At 61.8% G+C, this 18,419-nt stretch carries 25 protein-coding genes; all 25 read left to right on the top strand.

Annotated features, from left to right (window positions below; all coding sequences use genetic code 11):
- The gene (locus O0882_RS28050; protein ID WP_289953324.1) at nt 1–1,158 is read left to right on the top strand and encodes a site-specific integrase; all 1,158 of its coding nucleotides are present in this window, start codon (nt 1–3) and stop codon (nt 1,156–1,158) included.
- Nucleotides 1,079–1,867, top strand: coding sequence for a hypothetical protein (locus O0882_RS28045; protein ID WP_289953355.1), 789 nt, complete (start codon nt 1,079–1,081; stop codon nt 1,865–1,867). Before O0882_RS28050 ends, O0882_RS28045 begins: the two co-directional genes overlap by 80 nt.
- The gene (locus tag O0882_RS28040; protein WP_289953323.1) at nt 1,864–2,103 is read left to right on the top strand and encodes a hypothetical protein; all 240 of its coding nucleotides are present in this window, start codon (nt 1,864–1,866) and stop codon (nt 2,101–2,103) included. Before O0882_RS28045 ends, O0882_RS28040 begins: the two co-directional genes overlap by 4 nt.
- Nucleotides 2,103–2,786 carry a hypothetical protein gene (locus O0882_RS28035; RefSeq protein ID WP_289953322.1) on the top strand — a complete coding sequence of 228 codons (684 nt, stop codon included), beginning with the start codon at nt 2,103–2,105 and terminating at the stop codon, nt 2,784–2,786. Before O0882_RS28040 ends, O0882_RS28035 begins: the two co-directional genes overlap by 1 nt.
- On the top strand, nt 2,783–3,073 hold the full coding sequence (locus O0882_RS28030; RefSeq protein WP_289953321.1) for a DUF4406 domain-containing protein: 291 nt from the start codon (nt 2,783–2,785) through the stop codon (nt 3,071–3,073). The genes O0882_RS28035 and O0882_RS28030 overlap by 4 nt, the downstream gene beginning before the upstream one ends.
- Before the next feature lie 124 nt (nt 3,074–3,197).
- The gene (locus tag O0882_RS28025; RefSeq protein ID WP_289953320.1) at nt 3,198–3,584 is read left to right on the top strand and encodes a hypothetical protein; all 387 of its coding nucleotides are present in this window, start codon (nt 3,198–3,200) and stop codon (nt 3,582–3,584) included.
- Nucleotides 3,585–3,609: 25 nt separating this feature from the next.
- A complete protein-coding gene (locus O0882_RS28020) occupies nt 3,610–4,098 on the top strand; it encodes a hypothetical protein (protein ID WP_289953319.1) in 489 nt (162 codons plus the stop codon).
- 151 nt (nt 4,099–4,249) lie between these two features.
- Nucleotides 4,250–4,597 carry a hypothetical protein gene (locus O0882_RS28015; RefSeq protein ID WP_289953318.1) on the top strand — a complete coding sequence of 116 codons (348 nt, stop codon included), beginning with the start codon at nt 4,250–4,252 and terminating at the stop codon, nt 4,595–4,597.
- Complete coding sequence (locus O0882_RS28010) at nt 4,594–5,007, top strand: HNH endonuclease (protein WP_289953317.1); 414 nt, start codon at nt 4,594–4,596, stop codon at nt 5,005–5,007. The genes O0882_RS28015 and O0882_RS28010 overlap by 4 nt, the downstream gene beginning before the upstream one ends.
- A 196-nt stretch (nt 5,008–5,203) precedes the next feature.
- Complete coding sequence (locus O0882_RS28005; RefSeq protein WP_101484400.1) at nt 5,204–5,677, top strand: terminase small subunit; 474 nt, start codon at nt 5,204–5,206, stop codon at nt 5,675–5,677.
- Nucleotides 5,674–7,362 (top strand): terminase large subunit, encoded by a 1,689-nt coding sequence (locus O0882_RS28000; protein WP_289953316.1) that lies wholly within the window; start codon nt 5,674–5,676, stop codon nt 7,360–7,362. Before O0882_RS28005 ends, O0882_RS28000 begins: the two co-directional genes overlap by 4 nt.
- A gap of 66 nt (nt 7,363–7,428) precedes the next feature.
- The gene (locus tag O0882_RS27995; protein ID WP_289953315.1) at nt 7,429–8,679 is read left to right on the top strand and encodes a phage portal protein; all 1,251 of its coding nucleotides are present in this window, start codon (nt 7,429–7,431) and stop codon (nt 8,677–8,679) included.
- Nucleotides 8,657–9,505: a head maturation protease, ClpP-related gene (locus O0882_RS27990; protein ID WP_289953314.1), complete on the top strand. Its 849-nt coding sequence runs from the start codon at nt 8,657–8,659 to the stop codon at nt 9,503–9,505. Before O0882_RS27995 ends, O0882_RS27990 begins: the two co-directional genes overlap by 23 nt.
- Nucleotides 9,506–9,540: 35 nt before the next feature.
- Entirely contained in the window at nt 9,541–10,791 is a 1,251-nt protein-coding gene (locus tag O0882_RS27985; RefSeq protein WP_289953353.1) for a phage major capsid protein, read from the top strand.
- 52 nt (nt 10,792–10,843) lie between these two features.
- The gene (locus O0882_RS27980; protein ID WP_289953313.1) at nt 10,844–10,996 is read left to right on the top strand and encodes a hypothetical protein; all 153 of its coding nucleotides are present in this window, start codon (nt 10,844–10,846) and stop codon (nt 10,994–10,996) included.
- Nucleotides 10,997–10,999: 3 nt separating this feature from the next.
- A complete protein-coding gene (locus tag O0882_RS27975) occupies nt 11,000–11,341 on the top strand; it encodes a head-tail connector protein (protein WP_289953312.1) in 342 nt (113 codons plus the stop codon).
- Complete coding sequence (locus O0882_RS27970; protein WP_289953311.1) at nt 11,341–11,688, top strand: head-tail adaptor protein; 348 nt, start codon at nt 11,341–11,343, stop codon at nt 11,686–11,688. Before O0882_RS27975 ends, O0882_RS27970 begins: the two co-directional genes overlap by 1 nt.
- On the top strand, nt 11,688–12,173 hold the full coding sequence (locus O0882_RS27965) for an HK97-gp10 family putative phage morphogenesis protein (RefSeq protein WP_289953310.1): 486 nt from the start codon (nt 11,688–11,690) through the stop codon (nt 12,171–12,173). The genes O0882_RS27970 and O0882_RS27965 overlap by 1 nt, the downstream gene beginning before the upstream one ends.
- A 7-nt stretch (nt 12,174–12,180) precedes the next feature.
- Complete coding sequence (locus O0882_RS27960; RefSeq protein WP_289953309.1) at nt 12,181–12,402, top strand: hypothetical protein; 222 nt, start codon at nt 12,181–12,183, stop codon at nt 12,400–12,402.
- Complete coding sequence (locus O0882_RS27955; protein ID WP_289953308.1) at nt 12,399–12,806, top strand: hypothetical protein; 408 nt, start codon at nt 12,399–12,401, stop codon at nt 12,804–12,806. Before O0882_RS27960 ends, O0882_RS27955 begins: the two co-directional genes overlap by 4 nt.
- Before the next feature lie 73 nt (nt 12,807–12,879).
- Nucleotides 12,880–13,332 (top strand): hypothetical protein, encoded by a 453-nt coding sequence (locus O0882_RS27950; RefSeq protein ID WP_289953307.1) that lies wholly within the window; start codon nt 12,880–12,882, stop codon nt 13,330–13,332.
- A gap of 115 nt (nt 13,333–13,447) precedes the next feature.
- Nucleotides 13,448–13,876 (top strand): hypothetical protein, encoded by a 429-nt coding sequence (locus O0882_RS27945; protein ID WP_289953306.1) that lies wholly within the window; start codon nt 13,448–13,450, stop codon nt 13,874–13,876.
- A 2-nt stretch (nt 13,877–13,878) separates the two neighbouring features.
- On the top strand, nt 13,879–14,301 hold the full coding sequence (locus O0882_RS27940) for a hypothetical protein (RefSeq protein WP_289953305.1): 423 nt from the start codon (nt 13,879–13,881) through the stop codon (nt 14,299–14,301).
- Between the two features lie 86 nt (nt 14,302–14,387).
- Nucleotides 14,388–14,558, top strand: a complete 171-nt coding sequence (locus O0882_RS27935) for a hypothetical protein (RefSeq protein ID WP_175444741.1) — start codon at nt 14,388–14,390, stop codon at nt 14,556–14,558.
- Between the two features lie 540 nt (nt 14,559–15,098).
- Nucleotides 15,099–18,419 (top strand): tape measure protein (locus O0882_RS27930; protein ID WP_289953304.1); only part of this gene is annotated, 3,321 nt, incomplete at its 3' end.

Below are 18,419 nucleotides of genomic sequence, written 5' to 3'. Positions count from 1 at the left end.
ATGACTTTTCACCTGTTCCGCGCCGGCAAGGCCAAGAATTACCACTACCGATTCCAGATCGCTGGCGCGCGCGTGCAGCGCAGCACCCGCGAGAGCAGCAAGGCGAAGGCCAACGTGGTGGCGCAGCGTGCGTACGACGAGGCATTGACCCTGACCAACGGCGGCAAGGTGGTGCCGACGCTGGCGGCGATGGCGCAGGAATGGCTGGAGGTGAACGGTCCGATCAGCAGCGCCGCGCACCAGCGCAGCGTCGAGACTACCGCCCGGCTGCACTTCTACGACCTGGGCGATCTGCCGCTGAACCAGATCACCACCAGCCACGTCGAGCTGGCGCGCAACCTGCACCTGGCCGACCACAAGCCGGCCAGCGCGAACCACTGGCTGCGCGTGCTCAAGCTGATCGCCAACTGGGCAGTGAAGCGCGAGTTGATCAGGTCGATCCCCTGGCAGGTGCGCATGCTGAAGGTGCAGAAGCGACCACGCTCGATCCTGCCTATTGCCGCCGTGGCCGAATGGTTTGCCGCGGTCGACCAGGTCACGCGCGCAGACCCATCGGTGGCCACGGCCATCCGCCTGATGTTCGGCCTGGGCCTGCGCGAGTCCGAGGCGGCCGGCGCGCGCTGGGAATGGCTGGACTGGCAGCGCGCCACCTACACGCCCGGTATTACCAAGGGCCGCGAGGCGGAGCCCGTGCCTGTTCCGGCCTGGCTGGTCGAGCAGCTGGCGCCACACCGCCAGGTGGAGGGCCTGATCGCTGGCAAGCGCGGCGGCGCCCAGCAGCACCCGCCCGGCTTCGCGCGCAAGGCCATGAAGTCCGCCAACCTGAGCTGCAAGATCAAGGGGATCACCCCGCACAGGCTGCGCGGCACGTTCGCCACCATGCTGTCGGAGCAGGGCGTGCCGATCCAGACCATCCAGGCCGTGATGCGCCACAAGTCGCCGATGACCACCATGGCCTACCTGGAGAAAAACCGGGACACGGCGGCGCAGGCGCAGAACGATATCGCCGAGAAAATCGGTTTCGGGCGTGGCGAGAAAGTGGCGAGTAGTACCACACAAACCCGCATGGATACAAACGTTGATGATTATCATCAGTCATCAGTTGATGGCAAATCGGGCCTCGATTCGGGCTCAAATGAACCAGCACCAGGAGAATAAATTGAAGCCAAAAGATCACGTCCTGCGCGAAGTCGTCAACAGCTTGCGCGACATCGCTGTTCAATTTCATGATGCCGATCAGCTGCGCGAACGGCTGCGCGGCGCGCTGGCGCCGTTACTTGCAGCATGCCCCGTGGTGGCGGGCGAGCGCGAACAGGCGCTATACGATGCAGATCAGGTTTGCCGCCAGATTGCTTGGGCGGTCGCCAATGATGGCGACACCGAGCAGGAGGCAGCTGCCAACAAGTGCCGCGATGCCATACGCGCCCTTGCCATGCCACAGGCGGAATCAGTGGACGAGCGCGTGCAGCCTGTGACGGCGCCGTGGTCTGTAGTTGCTGAAGGGCAGACAGTTACATTGAACTACTCATTTGCGGCGGCCGTACTGGGCGCGCTGTTCAATGGCTCATCAATAAATGCGCCAGCGTTCGAGAAGATCAAACAAGCGTTTGCAGCCATCATGCGCGGCGAAAAGTCAGCATCGCAGGACGCTATAGATGCGGCCTGCTATGAGGTTGCCTTGACGGACGAGGATATCGTGACCGTCCTGCATTCACTCGCCATTGATACATTCCCGAGCGCCTACGGTTTTACAGAAACCCAGGTGAGCGGCACAAACGTTCCAAGCATTCGCCGCATCGTGGCGCGCTGCAATCGCATCATTGCGGATAAAGAGCGGATCGCCAGCTCCACCAAGGAATCAGCGTGAGCGGACGCCAACCGGTTGTCGCGCCCGAAACCCCGGCCGAAGCGGCCTACAAGCGCGACCGCGCCTTGCTGCGCGCTCTCTACACCTGCCAGCCCGTGCTGTTCGCTGGCCGGCAGCACCACCTGCACAGCATGTATCCCCAGGTGCAGGGCGGCGGTATCTCGACAATTATTTACCTGATGGGCGACGCGACACCGCGCCAGCCGAGCGAAATTACTTTTTTGGAGCAAGCATAATGAACGATCGTTTACAGTTTTCTCAGCGCGTGCAGCTTCTGGAGGGTGCGGCCCGCGCCGCGATTGCGTATGACAAGGCAATTAAGGCTTGCGCCAACTCGCCGCAATCGATGTCCAGCTGGTGCACTGCTCAGGGCGATAGCCTTGACGTGCTGTATGCGGACTGGGTCTCCAAGTCGCGCGCGGCCCTCGCTGTCGCAGCCGCCCCGGTACAGCCCGTGGCCGCGCCGGTTGGCTGGAAGCTGGTGCCGGCAGAGCCGAATGACGTAATGCAGGCTGCTGGTGCGCAAGCGGTACGGATCGACACCACCGTCATTAACAAAATCTGGACTGGAAATGCAGTGTTCCGGGCCATGATCGCCGCAGCGCCGACAGCTCCAACAGCGCAGGGAAACGCCACGCAGGCCGCAACGGATGTGCTGGCAGAGCGCCGCCGCCAAGTTGAATCCGAAGGCTGGACGACCGCGCACGACGACAAATATGACGCCGGGTCACTGTCAGCAGCAGCAGCGTGCTACGCCATGCAAAGTGATGTCAATCTCGGAGCGCCGCCAGAATGGCCGTGGAGCCTGGCCTGGTGGAAGCCAAGCGACGAGCGCAGCAATCTTGTCAAAGCAGGCGCATTGATCCTGGCCGAAATTGAACGCCTGGACCGCGCTGCTGCAAAGGCGGTGAAATCATGAAAATCTACATCGCTGGTCCCATGACTGGCATGCCAGGCCTCAACTTCCCCGCATTCCACGCAGCCACCGCTGAGCTGCGCGCCCAGGGCCACACCGTGATCAATCCTGCCGAGGTGAACCCGGATCAGACCACTTCGTGGGAGGCGTGCATGCGCCGCGATATCGCCGAGCTGGTGACCTGTGACCGCATCCACCTGCTGCCCGGTTGGGAGGTGTCACGCGGCGCGATGCTGGAGCATCACATCGCCACGCAGTTGAGCCTAGCGGTGACGCTGCACCCAGCATAGGAAATGGCGAAAGCGTTGGCGGGAAAGTGGCGAAGACCACCCCGCAAAGCCGCGTATTTCCTCATGTTCATGATTATTGTGAATCATCGGTTGAACCTCTTCCTAAAGAAAAAAGGATAAAAAAATGTTCCACTTTAAATTCCCATGGAGCAAGCACCGCGAAGCGCGCAAGGCCGCCAAACTTGAGGCTGCTGCCAAGCGAGCAGTCGCGGATTGGCTCGCGGCGGAGAGAGCGCACACCCAGGCGATTCTGTTGGGCCGCGCTAGCCAGCCAGTGGCGCAGCCTGACCTCTCGTCGAACGCGGCCGCAGTGATTGATGTCTTGATGGCGGAAGACTTACGCACCTACTTTAGAAGCGGATCAGCCAGTATGCCGTCATATCCAGATGCCGGCGGCGGCACTTTCGATGGGGGCGGCGCATCGGGCGATTGGGGTGGCGCGAGCTGTTCGTCCAGCAGCGGTTCCTCCTCCGGGCCGTCAGACGGTGGCAGCAGCTGCTCGTCGGATTAATTTGCAACACAGCACAGGGATTGAAATGCAACGAGAAAAAATTACGCTGGGATGGGCCGGCAAGAGCGCACCAGTGGCCGATATCACTTTCGTCGAGGTCGAGGCCGTGGCGCAGGCTGCCCCAGCGGCGCCTGCGAGCGCCGTAGTGGCGGTCACCGCATGGGCCGATCCTGATCCACTCGACCTGTGCCTTGAATTGTGGGCCGCCTGGATGGCGCACGATGCTGACCGCGACATGGGCGTCAAAACGATGCGAGGACTGAGTGGGGAAGGCGATGGTCGCGGCGTGGATATGCACGAGGCGCAGCAGGCAACCGACACGCGCATCGCCCAGGCCACCGACGCGATGATCGATAGTATGGCGCGAATCCACATATGGGCGATCTACAAGCTGTGCAGCCAGGCCACGCCATGGCGGTTCCCGAATGCAGTATTTGCAGACGTTGCAATGGAGGCGCGCGCCGAGCTGACCCGGCGCCTGAAAAATAATGTGTGCACAGCTGTTCTGTTCTGATATGATTCGTGCATAGGCGGTTTTCGCACGCCTAAACAAAAGCCCGCCTCTTCACCGACGCGGGCTTTTTGCATTCCAGATCTCCGCCTTTCCCTGGGCTTAGCCGCTGACCGCAACCTTGCTTCAGCGGCCTTTTTATTTGAGGTGTTCGATGAACCCGCGCCACTATCGAGACATGATCATCCGCGCAGTGGGCGAGCCCGACGGCCAGACGCTCGACCTGATCGTCAGCCACGTCATCGATGCCGAGCGTGCTAAGCAGATCCTGCGCGCCAACGGCTACGGCATGACCGGGTTGTCGGCAAGTGCGACGGCCGCCTTGGTGCCAACAATATCGACGCGGACGCGTACGGTGATCCAGCACGTTGGCTGCTCGGCTGATGCCGCAGGCATGCCCCAAGTTTCCGCCCCCGACGGCGCGTTTGTCCAGGCGGTGCGTGAGTGGGACGCTTTGTGTGCAGCCCATGCGGTGCCACTCTCCCTGCTGCAGAATCCTTGATGTCACGCCTGCAGGCACTCAAGCCACGCTTGCAGCAGCAGGCCATGAGCCGTGCGCCAGTGATGCAGCCAGGCTCATGGCGCACCGATCAAGCGAGCAGCACCAAGCGCGGCTACGGCTACGCCTGGCAGAAGGCCCGCGCCGGCTATTTGCGCAGCCACCCGCTGTGTGTGTACTGCCTGCGTGACCCTGCCTATGCTCCCATTCGCGACATGGCGCCCAGCACAGCCATTTTGCGTTGCGCTGAGTTGGGCCTGATTGTTCCCGCGGCTTCCGTGGTCGACCACATCGAGCCGCATCGTGGCGACCGGGTGCTGTTCTGGAACAAGACCAACTGGCAGTCGCTGTGCGGCACGCACCACAGCGCGGACAAGCAGCGCGAAGAGGCGGCCCATCGTCGGGGCGAATAGATGGCACCAAAGCAACATCAAGAAATGTTTCAAAAAGGAAATGTTTCATATGTTGCAAAATAACAACATACATCAAAAGAAACATTTCAAAAAAAGCAACATTAGGGGAGGGGGGCGAAAAGTTCCCCACCCCTCGCCGACCTAGACCGCGTCCTCTCCCACGCGCAGAATTTTTCCCTCACTGAGGATTTTGTTAATGGCTTTAACAGGCAAAAAGCGTGCGTTCGCCGATGCCGTTTTGGCCGGCCGCAGCAATAAGGATGCGGCGATCGTGGCCGGGTATAGTCCGGCGACGGCATCGGCCGCCGGCTCGCGTCTTGTTAAAGACCCGGCCGTGGCCGAGTACCTGAAGGCGGCTCGCGCCAACATTGTCCCTGGTGCGCCGGCGGCCCTGCCGCCAGCTGCTCCGCCGGCGCGCCCAACGTTCGATCTGAACCGCGCGCTGCAGCATACGGACCCGAAAACGTTCTTGATGGCGGCGATGAACGATATCGAGCTGGGCGAGAAACTGCGCATTGATGCCGCCAAGGCGCTGATGCCCTTCGTGCACAAGAAGCCCGGCGAGATCGGCAAGAAAGAGGAAAAACTGGATGCAGCGCAGAAGGCCGCCGGTGGCCGCTTCGGCGCGCCGCCACCGCCGCCCCGCCTGGTGTCTGGTGGCGGTAAATGACGCCGTATCCGGAGTGGACCACCGCATGCCACGACTGGGAGGCGCGCATTGTTGCAGGCCTGCCGCTGACGCCATGCCCGCCGCTCTATCTCGACCAGGCCGAGGCGGCGCTGGCGATTTTCAAAGAGCTGCGCATGGTCGACGCTCCGGGAAGTCCGCGCATGGGCGACGTGGTGCGCGAGTGGGTACTCGATTTCGTGGCGGCCATCTTCGGCGCCTACAACGCCGAGACCGGGCGTCGGCTGATCAAAGAGTTCATGCTCCTGATCAGCAAAAAGAACGGCAAGTCGACCATCGCAGCCGGGATCATGCTGACGGCTTTGCTGATGAACTGGCGCTTGGAGGGCGAATACATCGTCCTGGCGCCAACGAAGGAGATTGCGGACAATAGTTACAAGCCGATGGCGGCAATGATCAAGGCTGACGATGAGCTGGCCGTGATGCTGAAGGTTCAGGATCACATCCGCACCATCACCCACCTGACCACCAACGCCACGCTCAAGGTAGTGGCAGCCGATGGCGAGACGGTGTCGGGCAAGAAAGCCATCGGGGTGTTTATTGACGAGCTGTGGCTGTTCGGCAAAAACCCGCGCGCCGACGCCATGCTGCTGGAGGCAACGGGTGGCCTGGCCTCGCGGCCCGAAGGTTTTGTAATTTTCGCGACGACACAGTCGGACGACCCGCCGGCCGGTGCATTCCTGTCGCGGCTGCTGTATGCCCGTGGCGTGCGCGACGGAACAATCCATGATCCCGCGTGTTACCCGATTTTGTATGAGTTCCCCGAGCACATGATCAAGGCAGGGGCGCACCGGGATGTGCGCAACGCCTATGTAACGAACCCGAACATGGGCACATCGGTTGACGAGGAATTCATCGAGCGCGGCTTCCGCCAGGCGCAGGAAAAGGGCGAAGTGGAGTTCCGCGGCTTCCTGGCCAAGCACTTGAATGTGCAGATCGGCCTGGCGCTGATGTCGAACCGATGGCCGGGCGCCGATTTCTGGGAGCAGCAGGGCCTGCGCCCGGCGCTGACACTGGAAGACTTGCTGGGGCTTAGCGAGGTGGTCACCGTCGGCATCGATGGCGGCGGCCTGGACGACTTGCTGGGCCTGGCGGTGATCGGCCGCGAGCGCGAGACGCGCCGCTGGCTGCTGTGGACCAGGGCATGGGCGCACCCCTCGGTGATGGAGCGGCGAAAAATCGAGGCCGCTCGCTTCGAAGACTTCGCCAAGCAGGGCGACCTGGTGCTGGTCAAGCGCATCGGCGAAGACGTGGAACAGGTGGCGGCCGCCGTGCTGCAAGTGGAGCAATCCGGACTGCTCGACAAGGTCGGCTGTGATTCGGCCGGCATCGGCGCCATTCTCGATGCGATGGTAGAGGCCGGCGTGCCGCAGGAAAAGATCGTTGCCATCTCACAAGGCTGGCGCCTCGGCGGTGCGATCAAGACCACCGAGCGCAAGCTGGCCGAGGGCGTGATCGAACACGGCGGCCAGCCGATGATGGCCTGGTGCGTGGGCAATGCCAAGGTCGAGCCGCGAGGCAACGCCATTTTGATTACCAAGCAGGCGAGCGGCTCCGCCAAGATTGACCCGCTGATGGCGACCTTCGACGCCGTCTCCCTGATGGAACTGAATCCGCCGGCGCAATGTGGCTCGGTGTACGAATCGCGCGGTATAAGGACTGTATAACCCATGAGCTTTTTAGATCTCTTCCGGACAGCTGCAGCGCCGGAGGCACAGTCACGCCCAAGCGATGTGAACGAAGTCCCGGCGCCGGCCGCCGCAGCGCCGGTGGTGTCGAGTATCCAGGCGTCGACCGGACACCTGTTTGCCGGCCTGGATGATCCCGACCTGCTGGTTTTCATGCGCACCGGTAGCGGCACAGCGTCGGGCGCCTACGTCAATGCGTCGAAGGCGCTGCAGAACATGGCCCTGCTGCGCTGCGTAACGCTGATCTCGGAATCGATCGGCATGCTGCCGCTCAACCTGGTCGAGCGCGGCGATGAAAAGCGCTATGCCACCGAGCACCCGCTTTACGACATTTTGAAAGCCAAGCCGAACAGCTGGCAGACAGCCTACGAATTCAAGGCGCTGATGCAGCTGCGCGTGATGATGCACGGCAATGCCTACGCGCGCGTGATCTGGTCGCGAGGCCAGGTGCTGCGCCTGATCCCGATGTGTCCGAAGCGGGTGACGGCAGAACTGGATGACAGCTGGAACATGACCTACAAGTTCGCCCGCAAGGATGGCAGCCAGATCCCGCTGCCAGCGGAAGAGGTATTCCACCTGCGTGACCTGTCGGAAGACGGCGTGACGGGACTGTCGCGCGTGCGCCTGGCGCATGAGGCCATCGGCATCGCGCAGCAGGCCGAGAAGGCTGCAGCGCGCCTGTTCAAGAACGGCGTCATGGCCGGCGGCGCACTATCGGCGGCTGGCGCACTTACCGACAAGGCCTTTGGCCGCTTGCAAGACTCGATCAACGACAAGACCGGCGCCGAGAACGCTGGTAAATGGATGATCCTGGAAGAGGGCCTGAAGGCTGAGCAGTGGGCAACCACTGCGGCCGACGCTCAGCACATTGAAAACCGCAACCACCAGATCGAGGAAATCGCCCGCGCCATGGGCGTGCCGCGCCCGCTGCTGATGATGGACGACACGTCTTGGGGCAGCGGCATCGAGCAGCTGGCCATCCTTTTCATCCAGTTCTCGCTGCAACACTGGTTCACGATCTGGGAGCAGGGCATCGAGCGCACCCTGCTGTCGAAAGATGACGGCAAGAAGCTGCGCGCCAAATTCAACGAACGCGCGCTGCTGCGCGGCACCTTGAAGGACCAGGCCGAATTCTTTACCAAGGCGCTGGGCAGCGGCGGCCACGCGCCGTGGATGACACAAAACGAAGTGCGCGAGCTGCAAGACCTGGCCCGTTCCAATGACAAGGGCGCAGACGAGCTGCGCGCGCCCGCCAACCAAGCGAAGACACTCAATGACCCTGTTAAAACTGCCTGAAATCAACGCCGCCCAGGGCCTGGGCAACATCCAGTTCGACATGCGCCCTGACGCGCTCGAGCGCTGGGAGCCGGGCATCCGCGCGGCGGCCGACGACGACGGCCCCACCATTTCCATCTACGACCGCATCGGCGAGTCGTACGACGGCGAGGGGGTGACCACCAAGCGCATTTCCGCAGCCCTGCGCAACATCGGCGCGCGCGACGTGACGGTGAACGTCAACTCGCCCGGCGGCGACTTCTTCCAGGGCGTGGCCATCTACAACCTGCTGCGCGAGCACAAGGCCAAGGTCACCGTCAAGGTGATGGGCATCGCCGCCTCGGCCGCGTCCGTCATCGCCATGGCCGGTGACGAGATCCTGATGGGTGACGGCGCCTTCCTGATGATCCACAACGCCTGGGCCATGGCGATCGGCAACCGCCACGACATGATCAAGGCATCCGAGCAGCTGGCGCCCTTCGATGCGGCCATGGCATCCGTCTACGCCGCCCGGTCCGGGCTGAGCGCGGCGGAAGCGGCCGCCATGATGGACAAGGAAAGCTGGCTGGGCGCAGCCCAGGCTGTCGAGCAAGGATTCGCCAGCGGCATCCTGGCGCGCGAGCAGATGGGTCACGATCCCGAGGCCAGCGCCGACACGAAATATCTTGCGATGGTGGAAGCGGCCATGGCCCGGGCGGGGCATTCCCGCTCCGTGCGCCGCGAAGCCATCAAGTCCCTGTTTTCTGGCATGCCTGGCGCTGCTGGAAAAATCGCCACGCCGAGCGCTGGCACCAAAGAAGTAGCAGCGTCACTGCAATCCCTGATCAACAATCTGAAAGGCACGTAATGAGAAAAGTAATGATGACCAGCATCGCCACGGCGATGATCGCCAGCGCCCTGGCGGCGCACGCCGGCCAGGCCAGCCAACCCATCCCACGCGGCATTGTGGCTGTTCGCGCCGACGGTGACGTAAATGCCCTGATCACCGATCTGAACAAGGCATTTCACGCGTTCAAGGAAGAGCACACCAAGCAACTGGAAGACGTCAAGAAGGGCAACGCTGATGCCCTGCAGGCGCTGAAAGTCGAAAACATCAACGCAGAAATTGCCAAGCTGCAGGCATCGGTCGATGCGGCCAACGAGCGCATGGTTGCCGCCGCCATGAATGGCGGCGGTAACCAGTTGAAGGACAAGGAATATACCGAAGCCTTCAGCGCGCACTTTAAAAAAGGCGAAGTGCAGGCGTCGCTGAACAAGGGCACGGCCAGCGAAGGCGGCTTCCTGGCGCCTGTAGAGTGGGACCGTACCATCACCGACCGCCTGCTGGTGGTCTCGCCGATGCGCGCCCTGTGCTTCATCCAGTCCATCAGCACCAATGGTTTCAGCAAGCTGTTCAACAATCGCGGCACCAGTTCCGGCTGGGTCGGCGAAACGGCGGCACGTCCCGAAACCAATGGCCCGACGCTGGGCAGCCTGGCCTACAACACTGGCGAGCTGTATGCAAACCCGGCCGCCACGCAGCAGATGCTGGACGACTCCGCGGTGAACCTGGAAGCCTGGCTGGCGTCGGAAGTCGAAACCGAGTTTTCGATTCAGGAAGGCGTTGCCTTCCTGACCGGCAATGGCGTCAACAAACCGAACGGCCTGCTGACCTACATCACCGGCGGCGCCAACGCGGCGGCCCATCCCTGGGGCGATATCAAGACCGTCAAGAGCGGCGCGGCGGCGACGCTGACTGCTGACGGCCTGATCGACCTGGTGTATGCCCTGCCGGGCGAATACACGGCCAATGCCCGCGCCGCGATGAACCGCAATACCCAGGCGGCCATCCGCAAACTGAAGGACGGCCAGGGTAACTACCTGTGGCAGCCGTCCTTCGAAGCTGGCGCGCCGGCCACCGTGCTGGGCTACGGGATCGCCGAGATGGCGGGCATGCCCGACATCGCCGCCAACTCCAAACCGATCGTGTTTGGCGACTTCAAGCGCGGCTACATGATCGTCGACCGCACCGGCGTGCGCGTGCTGCGCGATCCATTCACCAACAAGCCGTACGTGCACTTCTATACCACCAAGCGCGTTGGCGGTGGCCTGATGAACCCCGACGTGCTCAAGGCCTTGACGGTCGCAGCCTAAACCCCGTGCGCCGGGCCGGCCTGGTCCGGCGCATCCCTTGAAAGGAATTACCATGATTTTCAGCAAAGAGTTCCGTGGCGTGCGCGACGGCGAAATCTACCCGACCACGTTCCAGCCGGGCGACGAGTGCCCGTCCGAGTTGATCGATGCGGCGCAGAGCCTGGAAGTGCTCGAAGTGCCCGAGTCGAAGAAAAAGGATAAGTAATCCATGTTCCTGACACCTGAACTGGCCAAGGGCTACCAGCGCATCGTCGGCAACGATGAGGACGCCGTGATCGGCCTGATCCTGTCGGCCGCTGAGCGCGCCGCGCTGGTCTATCTGAACCGCCAGGTGTTCGCCGAGATTGCCGCCATGGATGCGGCAATCGCGGCCGGTACCGCTGGCGAGTTTCCGATGGTAATCGAGGACGATATCAAGCTCGGCATGTTGAAGATCTTCGGCGACATGTACGAGAACCGCGAGGACAGCGTGCTGGCCGTGTCGGTGGCGCGGTTGCCGCTGAGCTCGAAAGACCTGCTGCGCCCGCACCGCATCGGGAATGGCGTCTGATGCGCGCAGGCCAGTTGGACCGCCGCATCACCATCGAGCGCCCGGGCATGGTCGAGGGCGAGTATGGGCCGCAGCCCGGCGGCTGGGCGCCGTTCGCCACGCGCGTGCCGGCCCAGGTGAAGGAAGCCTTGCCCAGCAAATCCGAAACGGTGCAAGAAGGCTTGGCCGTGGCCACGCGCCCGGCGCGCCTGCGCATGCGCTACCTGCGCGGCATTACCTCCGACATGCGCATCACGCTGCATGGTGATACCGACGTGGTTTTCCAGATCGTTGGCGGCCCGGCCGAGATTGGCCGTCGGGAATGGCTGGAAATGACGATCGAGCAGTATTCAACCCAGGGGCAATGATGGCAGATGACCGTAATATCAACGGCGGCAAGGCGCTGGACGATTTCCTCAAGTCCTTACCAGCCAAGATCGAGCGCAACATCATGCGTTCGGCGTTGCGCCAGGGCGCCAACGTATTCAAGGCCGAGGTGCAGGAGAACATCCCCGTTGAAAGTGGCGAGCTGCGCCGTAGCGTGCGCGTGGTCACGAAAGCAAAGGGTGGCCGGGTCACGGCATCCGTGCGCGTCGGCAACAAGCGCGCCTGGTACGGCCCCATGGTCGAGTTCGGCACCAAGCCGCACAAGATCGTGCCGAAGAAAAAAGGCGCCCTGGTCATCGGCCAGACCCGCGCCATGGTGGTGGACCACCCTGGCGCCAAGCCGCACCCATACATGCGGCCGGCGTTCGACACCAAGCCCGATGCCGCCATCGCCGCCGTGGGCGCGCAGATCCGCAAGCGCCTGACTGCCGAGGGCATCAATGTGCCGGCGGCCGAAACCGATTAGGACCACCATGAAAATCAAGATGCTGAAAACCATTCCCGGCTCGATCGACGGCGTGACCGTGATCGAGCTGCAGGCCGGTACCGAATACACCATGACCGACGCCGCGCGCGGCCAGCGCCGTGCTGCTGCCTACATCCGCCGCGCCGAGGCCGCCGAAGTCATCGACGCCGCCACCGCCAGCGACCAGGCGCCGGCCGCGCCCGCCCGCAAGGCACGCGCCAAGAAATGAGCGCCGTCAAAGTGATCCGCGCGCTACTGGCCGTGCATGCGCCGGTGCTGGCCCTGGTGCCGGCGGCGCGCATCGTGGCCGGTACCGTGCCGCAGGGCATGCCGCTGCCGGCCATCTGCCTGGCCGAGATCAGCCGGGTTGAACTGCCGACCGTGTCGCGGGGCCAGCGTACCGTCCAGGTGACCGCGCGCGTCCAGGTCACCGTGCACGCCAGCACCTATCCGGACCAGAAGGCCGTGCTGCAGGCGGCCAGGCTGGGCGCGGGTGCGCATACCGGAACGGTGGCCGGCGTTGCCGTGCGCAGCGTGATGCGCGATGTGGTCGGCCCGGACATGACTGACGACGAGGCCGGCGTTTATCAGCAGTCGCGCGACTTCAAAGTGGTTTTCGTCGAAGCAAATTAGCAGTTTCAACAGGTTTTCTAGCCCGCCCGTATCGCAATCTGCGTGCGGGCTTTTTTTATTGAAAGGTATCAAAATGGCATTCCCCAATGATTTTGAGACAGTCGCCGGCACCAAGCTGTTTGTCTGCGCGACCCGGCCGGCAGACAATACGGTGGCCGCCTTCGCGGCGCTCGCCTGGGTCGAAGTCGGTGACATCACCAGTGTTGGCGGCGTAAAAGGCCGCGAATACAGCACCTCCACACTGGCTACGGTGGGCAGTGCGCACGACCGCGAGAAAAAAGGCAGTTACAAGCTGCCGAACGCCGAAATGGAATGTGCCTGGGTCGAAGACGACGCCGGCCAGATCATCATCGAAGCGGCGGCCAACAACTACACCGTCCCCGCCTTCAAGGTGGAAAAACAGGGTGGCGGCGTGCGCTACTTCACGGCGCAGGTTTCCAAGTTCATCGAAAACTTGGGCACCAGTAACGACACCGTCAAGGGCGCCTTCACCCTGCTGCGCCAGACCGATACCCTCACCGCGTAAGCGGCAACCATCACGGCCACAGGCCACCTCAGCACCGACTTGGTCCGCTTCGCCCTTCGAGGGGCGGGCGGACCTGGCACGGGCATTTTTATTTCCCTCGAAGAAAGGCTTCACCATGTCCAATATCAAAAAATTCGCAGTCGCCGCCACCAGCACCTTGCATCTGAAGGACGCCAATGACGACCTGATGTACGCCGATGGTGCCGACGGCAACCCGGACAAGAGCAAACCGATGCGCGTCAACCTGTACGGCCCAGGTTCCAAGCAGTACGCCCAAGTGCAGGCGGCCAGCAACAACAAGCTGTTCACCCGCCTGAAGAAAAAAGGCAAGGAAGATCAGTCGGCGGAGGACCAAGCGCAGGAAAGTGCTGAAAAGCTGGCCTCGCTCACGCATTCGTTCGAGAACATCAGCTACGACGACCTCGTCGGCGCCGCGCTGCACAAGGCGGTGTACCTGGACGAGACCATCGGCTTCATCCCTGCCCAAGTCAACGCCCATCTGAGTGACTGGGCAAATTTTACGAAACCCTCGGCGACGAACTAAGTTTGTTCGTCCGGCACAGCGCCTGGCTCGGCGCCGTGCCCGAGGCTTCGCCGGGCGCGCGCGCCGATGCCGCCAAGCTGTCACGCCGCGAGCGTATCGAGCGCGACGGTGGCGAAATTGAAATGCCACCGTTCGACGAGGGTGAATACCTGATCGCCTACCTCTACGAGCTGGGGCCGACCGTTGCCGCTGGCATGGGGGCCGGGCCGGTGACCTTTGCCGAGATGGCCGCATGGCAGGCGGCGCGCGGCTTCGAACTGGAACCGTGGGAGGCGCGCCTGCTGCGACGCTTGTCTGTCGACTACCTGGCCGAATCGCACCGCGCTACCGAGAGGGATTGCCCACCGCCGTGGGGTGGATCGGTTGCCGTTCGCGTCAGCGCCGACCGTGCATCAGCACGGGCCCTGGAGTTGTTCCTTGAATAGCAGGGGAAAAGCAAAAAGCCCGAACGCGGCAAACGTATCGGGCTTTTTTTATTCAGCATTCAATCTCGACTTGAAAGTGAATATACATGAAGTATACCCCGAAAAATAAAGTGAAGGTGGAGGGAAAGATGAACCAAAAGGATGCCGGGATTGTCGGTAAGCGCCTTGCTGCAGCGGCAGTGATTGCCGCAATCGGAATTGCTATTGGCTCGGCATGCGCTGGACTCGCGTTGACGCTGAAGCTATTCCTGCAGTAAGCGAAAAATACCGCTCGTTTTCATTGGTGTAATATTGCCTTCTTAAAAACAATGAGGTGAGCAGATGATTAGACTTTTCGTTCTCGGTATGATTTTTGCGTCGGGATCTGTCCTGGCGCAGCAAAAAAATGCATGCGATACGCTAGGCTCCGCTGTAGAGTCTGGCGTGAAGGAGTTAGCGTTCTATAGTGCGTCGGGGGCTTTTGATGATAGCGCTCCGCGCGAGTCGAATAGACTTATGCGAAAGCTGGCATCTGCGAGTGTCATTCAAAGTAATTTACAGCTGATGGCTGCCAATAAATGTGCAATGCCTAAGTTGCCCATTTCCGATACTGATTATTACAGCAATGCACTCGACTGTACGCTGGCAACGAGTAGGGCTCAGCGGACGGGAGAAAAGACCGAACTCCCCGAGTGTGACCGCACGAAATGGGTGCGAACTGCAAAGTAGAGACGATTTCACAGATTGAGCCAGCATAAATGCTGGCTTTTTTATTAAGTTACAGCCGCCCGCGAGGCGGTTTTTTTATTGGATACGCGATGATCGTCGGTGATCTTGAAATTCGCCTGAGGGCAGATATTGCCCGGCTGCAAGCCGATATGACGCAGGCGCGTCGCGTCGTCACGGAAACCCAAGACAGGATCAACGCGGCCGCCAACGCCATGAAGACGGCGCTGGCGGGTATCGGCATTGGCGCTGGACTGGCCGAAATCATCAAGATGGCCGATGAATACGCCAAATTCACGGCGCAGTTGCGCCTGGCGTCGACGTCGGTTGCCGATTATGCCGCTTCCTATGAGGCGGTGAAGCGGATCGCGAAAACATCGCAGCAGGATCTGGCCAGCACGGGGGTGCTGTATGCCCGAATTGCCAACGGCACGCGCGAGCTCGGGACGACGCAAAAGCAAGTGGCTGCCATCACCGAGACCGTCAACCTCGCGCTGCGTGTGAGCGGCGCCACGGCGACCGAGTCGGCGTCGGCCCAGCTGCAGCTGTCGCAGGCTTTTGCATCGGGCACGCTGCGCGGCGAGGAATTCAACGCCGTGAACGAGGCGGCGCCGCGCCTGATGAAGGCGCTGGCTGACGGCATGGGCCTGCCGGTGGGCGCGCTCAAGGCAATGGCCGGTGAGGGACAGATCACGTCCAACATCATGGCCACGGTGCTGCCGAAGGCGCTGGAGTCGCTGCGCGAGGAAAGCAAGAATATTCAAACGATTTCCGGCGCCTTTACCGTGCTCAAAAACGAAATGCTGGAGTTTTTCGGCATGCAGGCTCAGGCCAACGGTACTGTGGCGCTTATTACTGGCGCCATTCGATTTCTTTCTGAGAATTTGGGCGGCTTGGTCATTATCCTCAAGACTTTGACTGCGTACCAGATCGGTACCTGGTTGACAACATGGGTGACTAAAACGTATCAGCAGGTTTCGGCGAGCATTGCGCTGCGTGCTGCAACGGTGGCGCAAATGCAGGCTGATGTAGTAGCAGCCGACGCGAAAGTGGCGCAACTTGCCGTCACGCAGGTGGCGATAGTTGAAGCGCGCGCGGAAGCCATTGCGCGCCTGTCCCAAGCTCAGGCAAATATTCGTGCGGCCCAGGCCGCTATCGTTGCAGCAGAAGCCGCTGGCGCACAGAGCTACGCTTTGATGGTGCTGCGCACTTCTACGGCGGAACTAGCTGTAGCGGAAGCGGCCCGTTCGGCCATGCTGAAAGAGTTGGCCATTCTTGGTGTGCAACAAAAAAGGATTAGCGAACAGATTGCAGTGGCGGATACCACGCAGGCGGCAGCAAAAGCGCGCCTCGCCGGGGCCACCGGTGTACTGGCGGGGGCCATGCGAGGTCTCAGCGCGGCCACAGCATTTCTTGGTGGCCCACTTGGTGCGGCAATCCTGCTGATCGGGGCGCTGACGTTGGCCTGGCATCATTTTGGCAACACAGCCAAAGAAGCCAACGAACAAGCGGCCGAGTCTTTTGAGGAGGCCCACGCCCGCATTATCAAGGCCCTTGATACCCAGATTGATAAGCAGAAAAACCTGCTGCAGCTTAAAAATCTCGGCTTGACCAATCAGCAGGCGGAAAAAGAACTGCCCATCATCAAGCAACTGGAGGCGGCAACCAAAAGGATGGGCGACCTTAATGCGCGTACCGGTGACTTTGCAGGAATCAGCAACGACGATGCGATTTTCAAGCGGATTGAGTTGAACAAACAGGTTAACGAATTGATTGAAAAGCAAGCAAAAGCCACCAAGGGCGCGGCCGATGTTGCAAAAGTCACAGGTGCTGAAGCCTACAACGAGTGGAAAAAGACCTACGCCACCCGTGAAGAGCAGCGCGCCGCCGAGATCGCCGACCTTAAAACGCGCAATTTGAATGCGGAGCAGTACGCCGACATCCTGGGGCGCATCAACTTGAAGTATGCCGACAAGGGTGTGGCAGCCGGGCTGAAAAAAGAAGAGCAAGCCTATGCCACCCTGATCGCCAGCATCCGCGAGAAGATCGAGGCGGGGCGCCTGGAGAACGCCACCGACGTCGATGCGACCGAGAGCCAGAAGCTGCGCATCAAGCTGGAAGAGGAAATCAAGACAGGCAAGCTGAAACTGGCTGATGCGCACCTGGTGGTGGCGCGCGCGGCGCTGGACGAGCTGGCAGCTGAGGAAAAGATCGCCAAGGCCCGTGCCACGGAAAAGGACGTATCCGCGCGCATTCAGGAAAGCACGCTGGCGCGCCAGGACTCCGCGGCGGCGCTGGCGGTGGAATACCAAATGATGGGCAAGTCCAGCGACGCACGTGAATTGGCCATGGTGGCGGTGCGCGAGCAGACGGCGCTGGAGAAATTCCTGCTTCAGGAGAAACTGGCCGGCAAGGCGGTCACCGAGGACCAGATCAAGCGCCTGACGGAAGAGGCGGCCGCGCGCGTGCGCGTCGAGCAGGCCACACTGGCGCAGACCAAGGCGCTGGGCTATGCCGCCCAGCTGGCCGACGAGAACCGCCGCTTTGCTGCCGAATCGTTGTTTGATGAAAAGGCGCGCGCTGCCGCACTGCTAAAAATCGACGCTGCCATGTGGCAAGAGCGCATTGCCCTGGCCGGTGATGGTACCGAGGCCCAGAAGCGCCTGCAGGAACAATACTCGACCTGGTACAGCAACCAGCTGGCCAAGCCAGAGATCGAGGCCAATCGCAAGATGTGGGAATCGATCGATACGACGGCGCACGACACGTTCGTGTCGATCTTCGATTCGGGCAAGTCTGCTTTCGACCGCTTGCGCGACACGCTGAAAAATGGTTTGCTCGACCTGCTTTACCAGATGACGATCAAGAAGTGGATCCTGAATATCGGTGCATCAGTGTCCGGGGCCGGGGCAGCCGGCCTGGCTTCGGCCGAGGGCCTGGGCCTGACTGGCGGCGCTTCGGGCGGCGGCCTGGGTGGTGTTGCCAGCCTGGCGCAGAGCGCCAAAACTGCCTACACCATCGCCACGCAAGGTTTCTCCGGAATCGCCGCAGGCCTCGGCGGCGGCATCGCTACCCTGGGCAATCTTTTCGGCTCCTCGGCGGTATCTGCGTTTGGTACGGGCATGAGCCTGACCGCAGCTCAGGCCAGTACTGCTGCAGCTGCATACGGCTCGGCGGGAATGGCCGGCACTGGCTCGGCATTGACGGCTGGCGCAGCAGCTGCGCCGCTGGTTGCCGCGGCCGCTGGCATTGCCGCTGGAGTGCTGGGCGGGAAACTGATCTCTGGCCAGTACGGCAGCAACTCTACGGTGAATGTCGGTACTGGCATCGGCGCCGTCGCTGGTGCTTTCATGGGCGGCCCTATCGGCGCGGCCATTGGCGGTGCGCTGGGTGGCTTGATCGGAGGCCTTGGC

The organism is Janthinobacterium sp. SUN073, assembly GCF_030397665.1.
Lineage (GTDB): Bacteria > Pseudomonadota > Gammaproteobacteria > Burkholderiales > Burkholderiaceae_D > Janthinobacterium.
The sequence above is the reverse complement of the archived record's forward strand: the minus strand, read 5'-3'. Positions and strand labels throughout refer to the sequence as shown.

Excerpts from the sequence above, each read along its gene's own strand:
- O0882_RS27950 (WP_289953307.1), top strand. The coding sequence starts at position 12,880 with ATGGCATTCCCCAATGATTTTGAGACAGTCGCCGGCACCAAGCTGTTT.
- O0882_RS28035 (WP_289953322.1), top strand. The coding sequence starts at position 2,103 with ATGAACGATCGTTTACAGTTTTCTCAGCGCGTGCAGCTTCTGGAGGGT.
- O0882_RS27975 (WP_289953312.1), top strand. The coding sequence starts at position 11,000 with ATGTTCCTGACACCTGAACTGGCCAAGGGCTACCAGCGCATCGTCGGC.
- O0882_RS28000 (WP_289953316.1), top strand. The coding sequence starts at position 5,674 with ATGACGCCGTATCCGGAGTGGACCACCGCATGCCACGACTGGGAGGCG.
- O0882_RS28015 (WP_289953318.1), top strand. The coding sequence starts at position 4,250 with ATGAACCCGCGCCACTATCGAGACATGATCATCCGCGCAGTGGGCGAG.
- O0882_RS27945 (WP_289953306.1), top strand. The coding sequence starts at position 13,448 with ATGTCCAATATCAAAAAATTCGCAGTCGCCGCCACCAGCACCTTGCAT.
- O0882_RS27960 (WP_289953309.1), top strand. The coding sequence starts at position 12,181 with ATGAAAATCAAGATGCTGAAAACCATTCCCGGCTCGATCGACGGCGTG.
- O0882_RS28030 (WP_289953321.1), top strand. The coding sequence starts at position 2,783 with ATGAAAATCTACATCGCTGGTCCCATGACTGGCATGCCAGGCCTCAAC.
- O0882_RS27955 (WP_289953308.1), top strand. The coding sequence starts at position 12,399 with ATGAGCGCCGTCAAAGTGATCCGCGCGCTACTGGCCGTGCATGCGCCG.
- O0882_RS27990 (WP_289953314.1), top strand. The coding sequence starts at position 8,657 with ATGACCCTGTTAAAACTGCCTGAAATCAACGCCGCCCAGGGCCTGGGC.
- O0882_RS27985 (WP_289953353.1), top strand. The coding sequence starts at position 9,541 with ATGATCGCCAGCGCCCTGGCGGCGCACGCCGGCCAGGCCAGCCAACCC.
- O0882_RS28020 (WP_289953319.1), top strand. The coding sequence starts at position 3,610 with ATGCAACGAGAAAAAATTACGCTGGGATGGGCCGGCAAGAGCGCACCA.
- O0882_RS28050 (WP_289953324.1), top strand. The coding sequence starts at position 1 with ATGACTTTTCACCTGTTCCGCGCCGGCAAGGCCAAGAATTACCACTAC.
- O0882_RS27935 (WP_175444741.1), top strand. The coding sequence starts at position 14,388 with ATGAAGTATACCCCGAAAAATAAAGTGAAGGTGGAGGGAAAGATGAAC.
- O0882_RS27970 (WP_289953311.1), top strand. The coding sequence starts at position 11,341 with ATGCGCGCAGGCCAGTTGGACCGCCGCATCACCATCGAGCGCCCGGGC.
- O0882_RS28005 (WP_101484400.1), top strand. The coding sequence starts at position 5,204 with ATGGCTTTAACAGGCAAAAAGCGTGCGTTCGCCGATGCCGTTTTGGCC.
- O0882_RS28025 (WP_289953320.1), top strand. The coding sequence starts at position 3,198 with ATGTTCCACTTTAAATTCCCATGGAGCAAGCACCGCGAAGCGCGCAAG.
- O0882_RS27980 (WP_289953313.1), top strand. The coding sequence starts at position 10,844 with ATGATTTTCAGCAAAGAGTTCCGTGGCGTGCGCGACGGCGAAATCTAC.
- O0882_RS27965 (WP_289953310.1), top strand. The coding sequence starts at position 11,688 with ATGGCAGATGACCGTAATATCAACGGCGGCAAGGCGCTGGACGATTTC.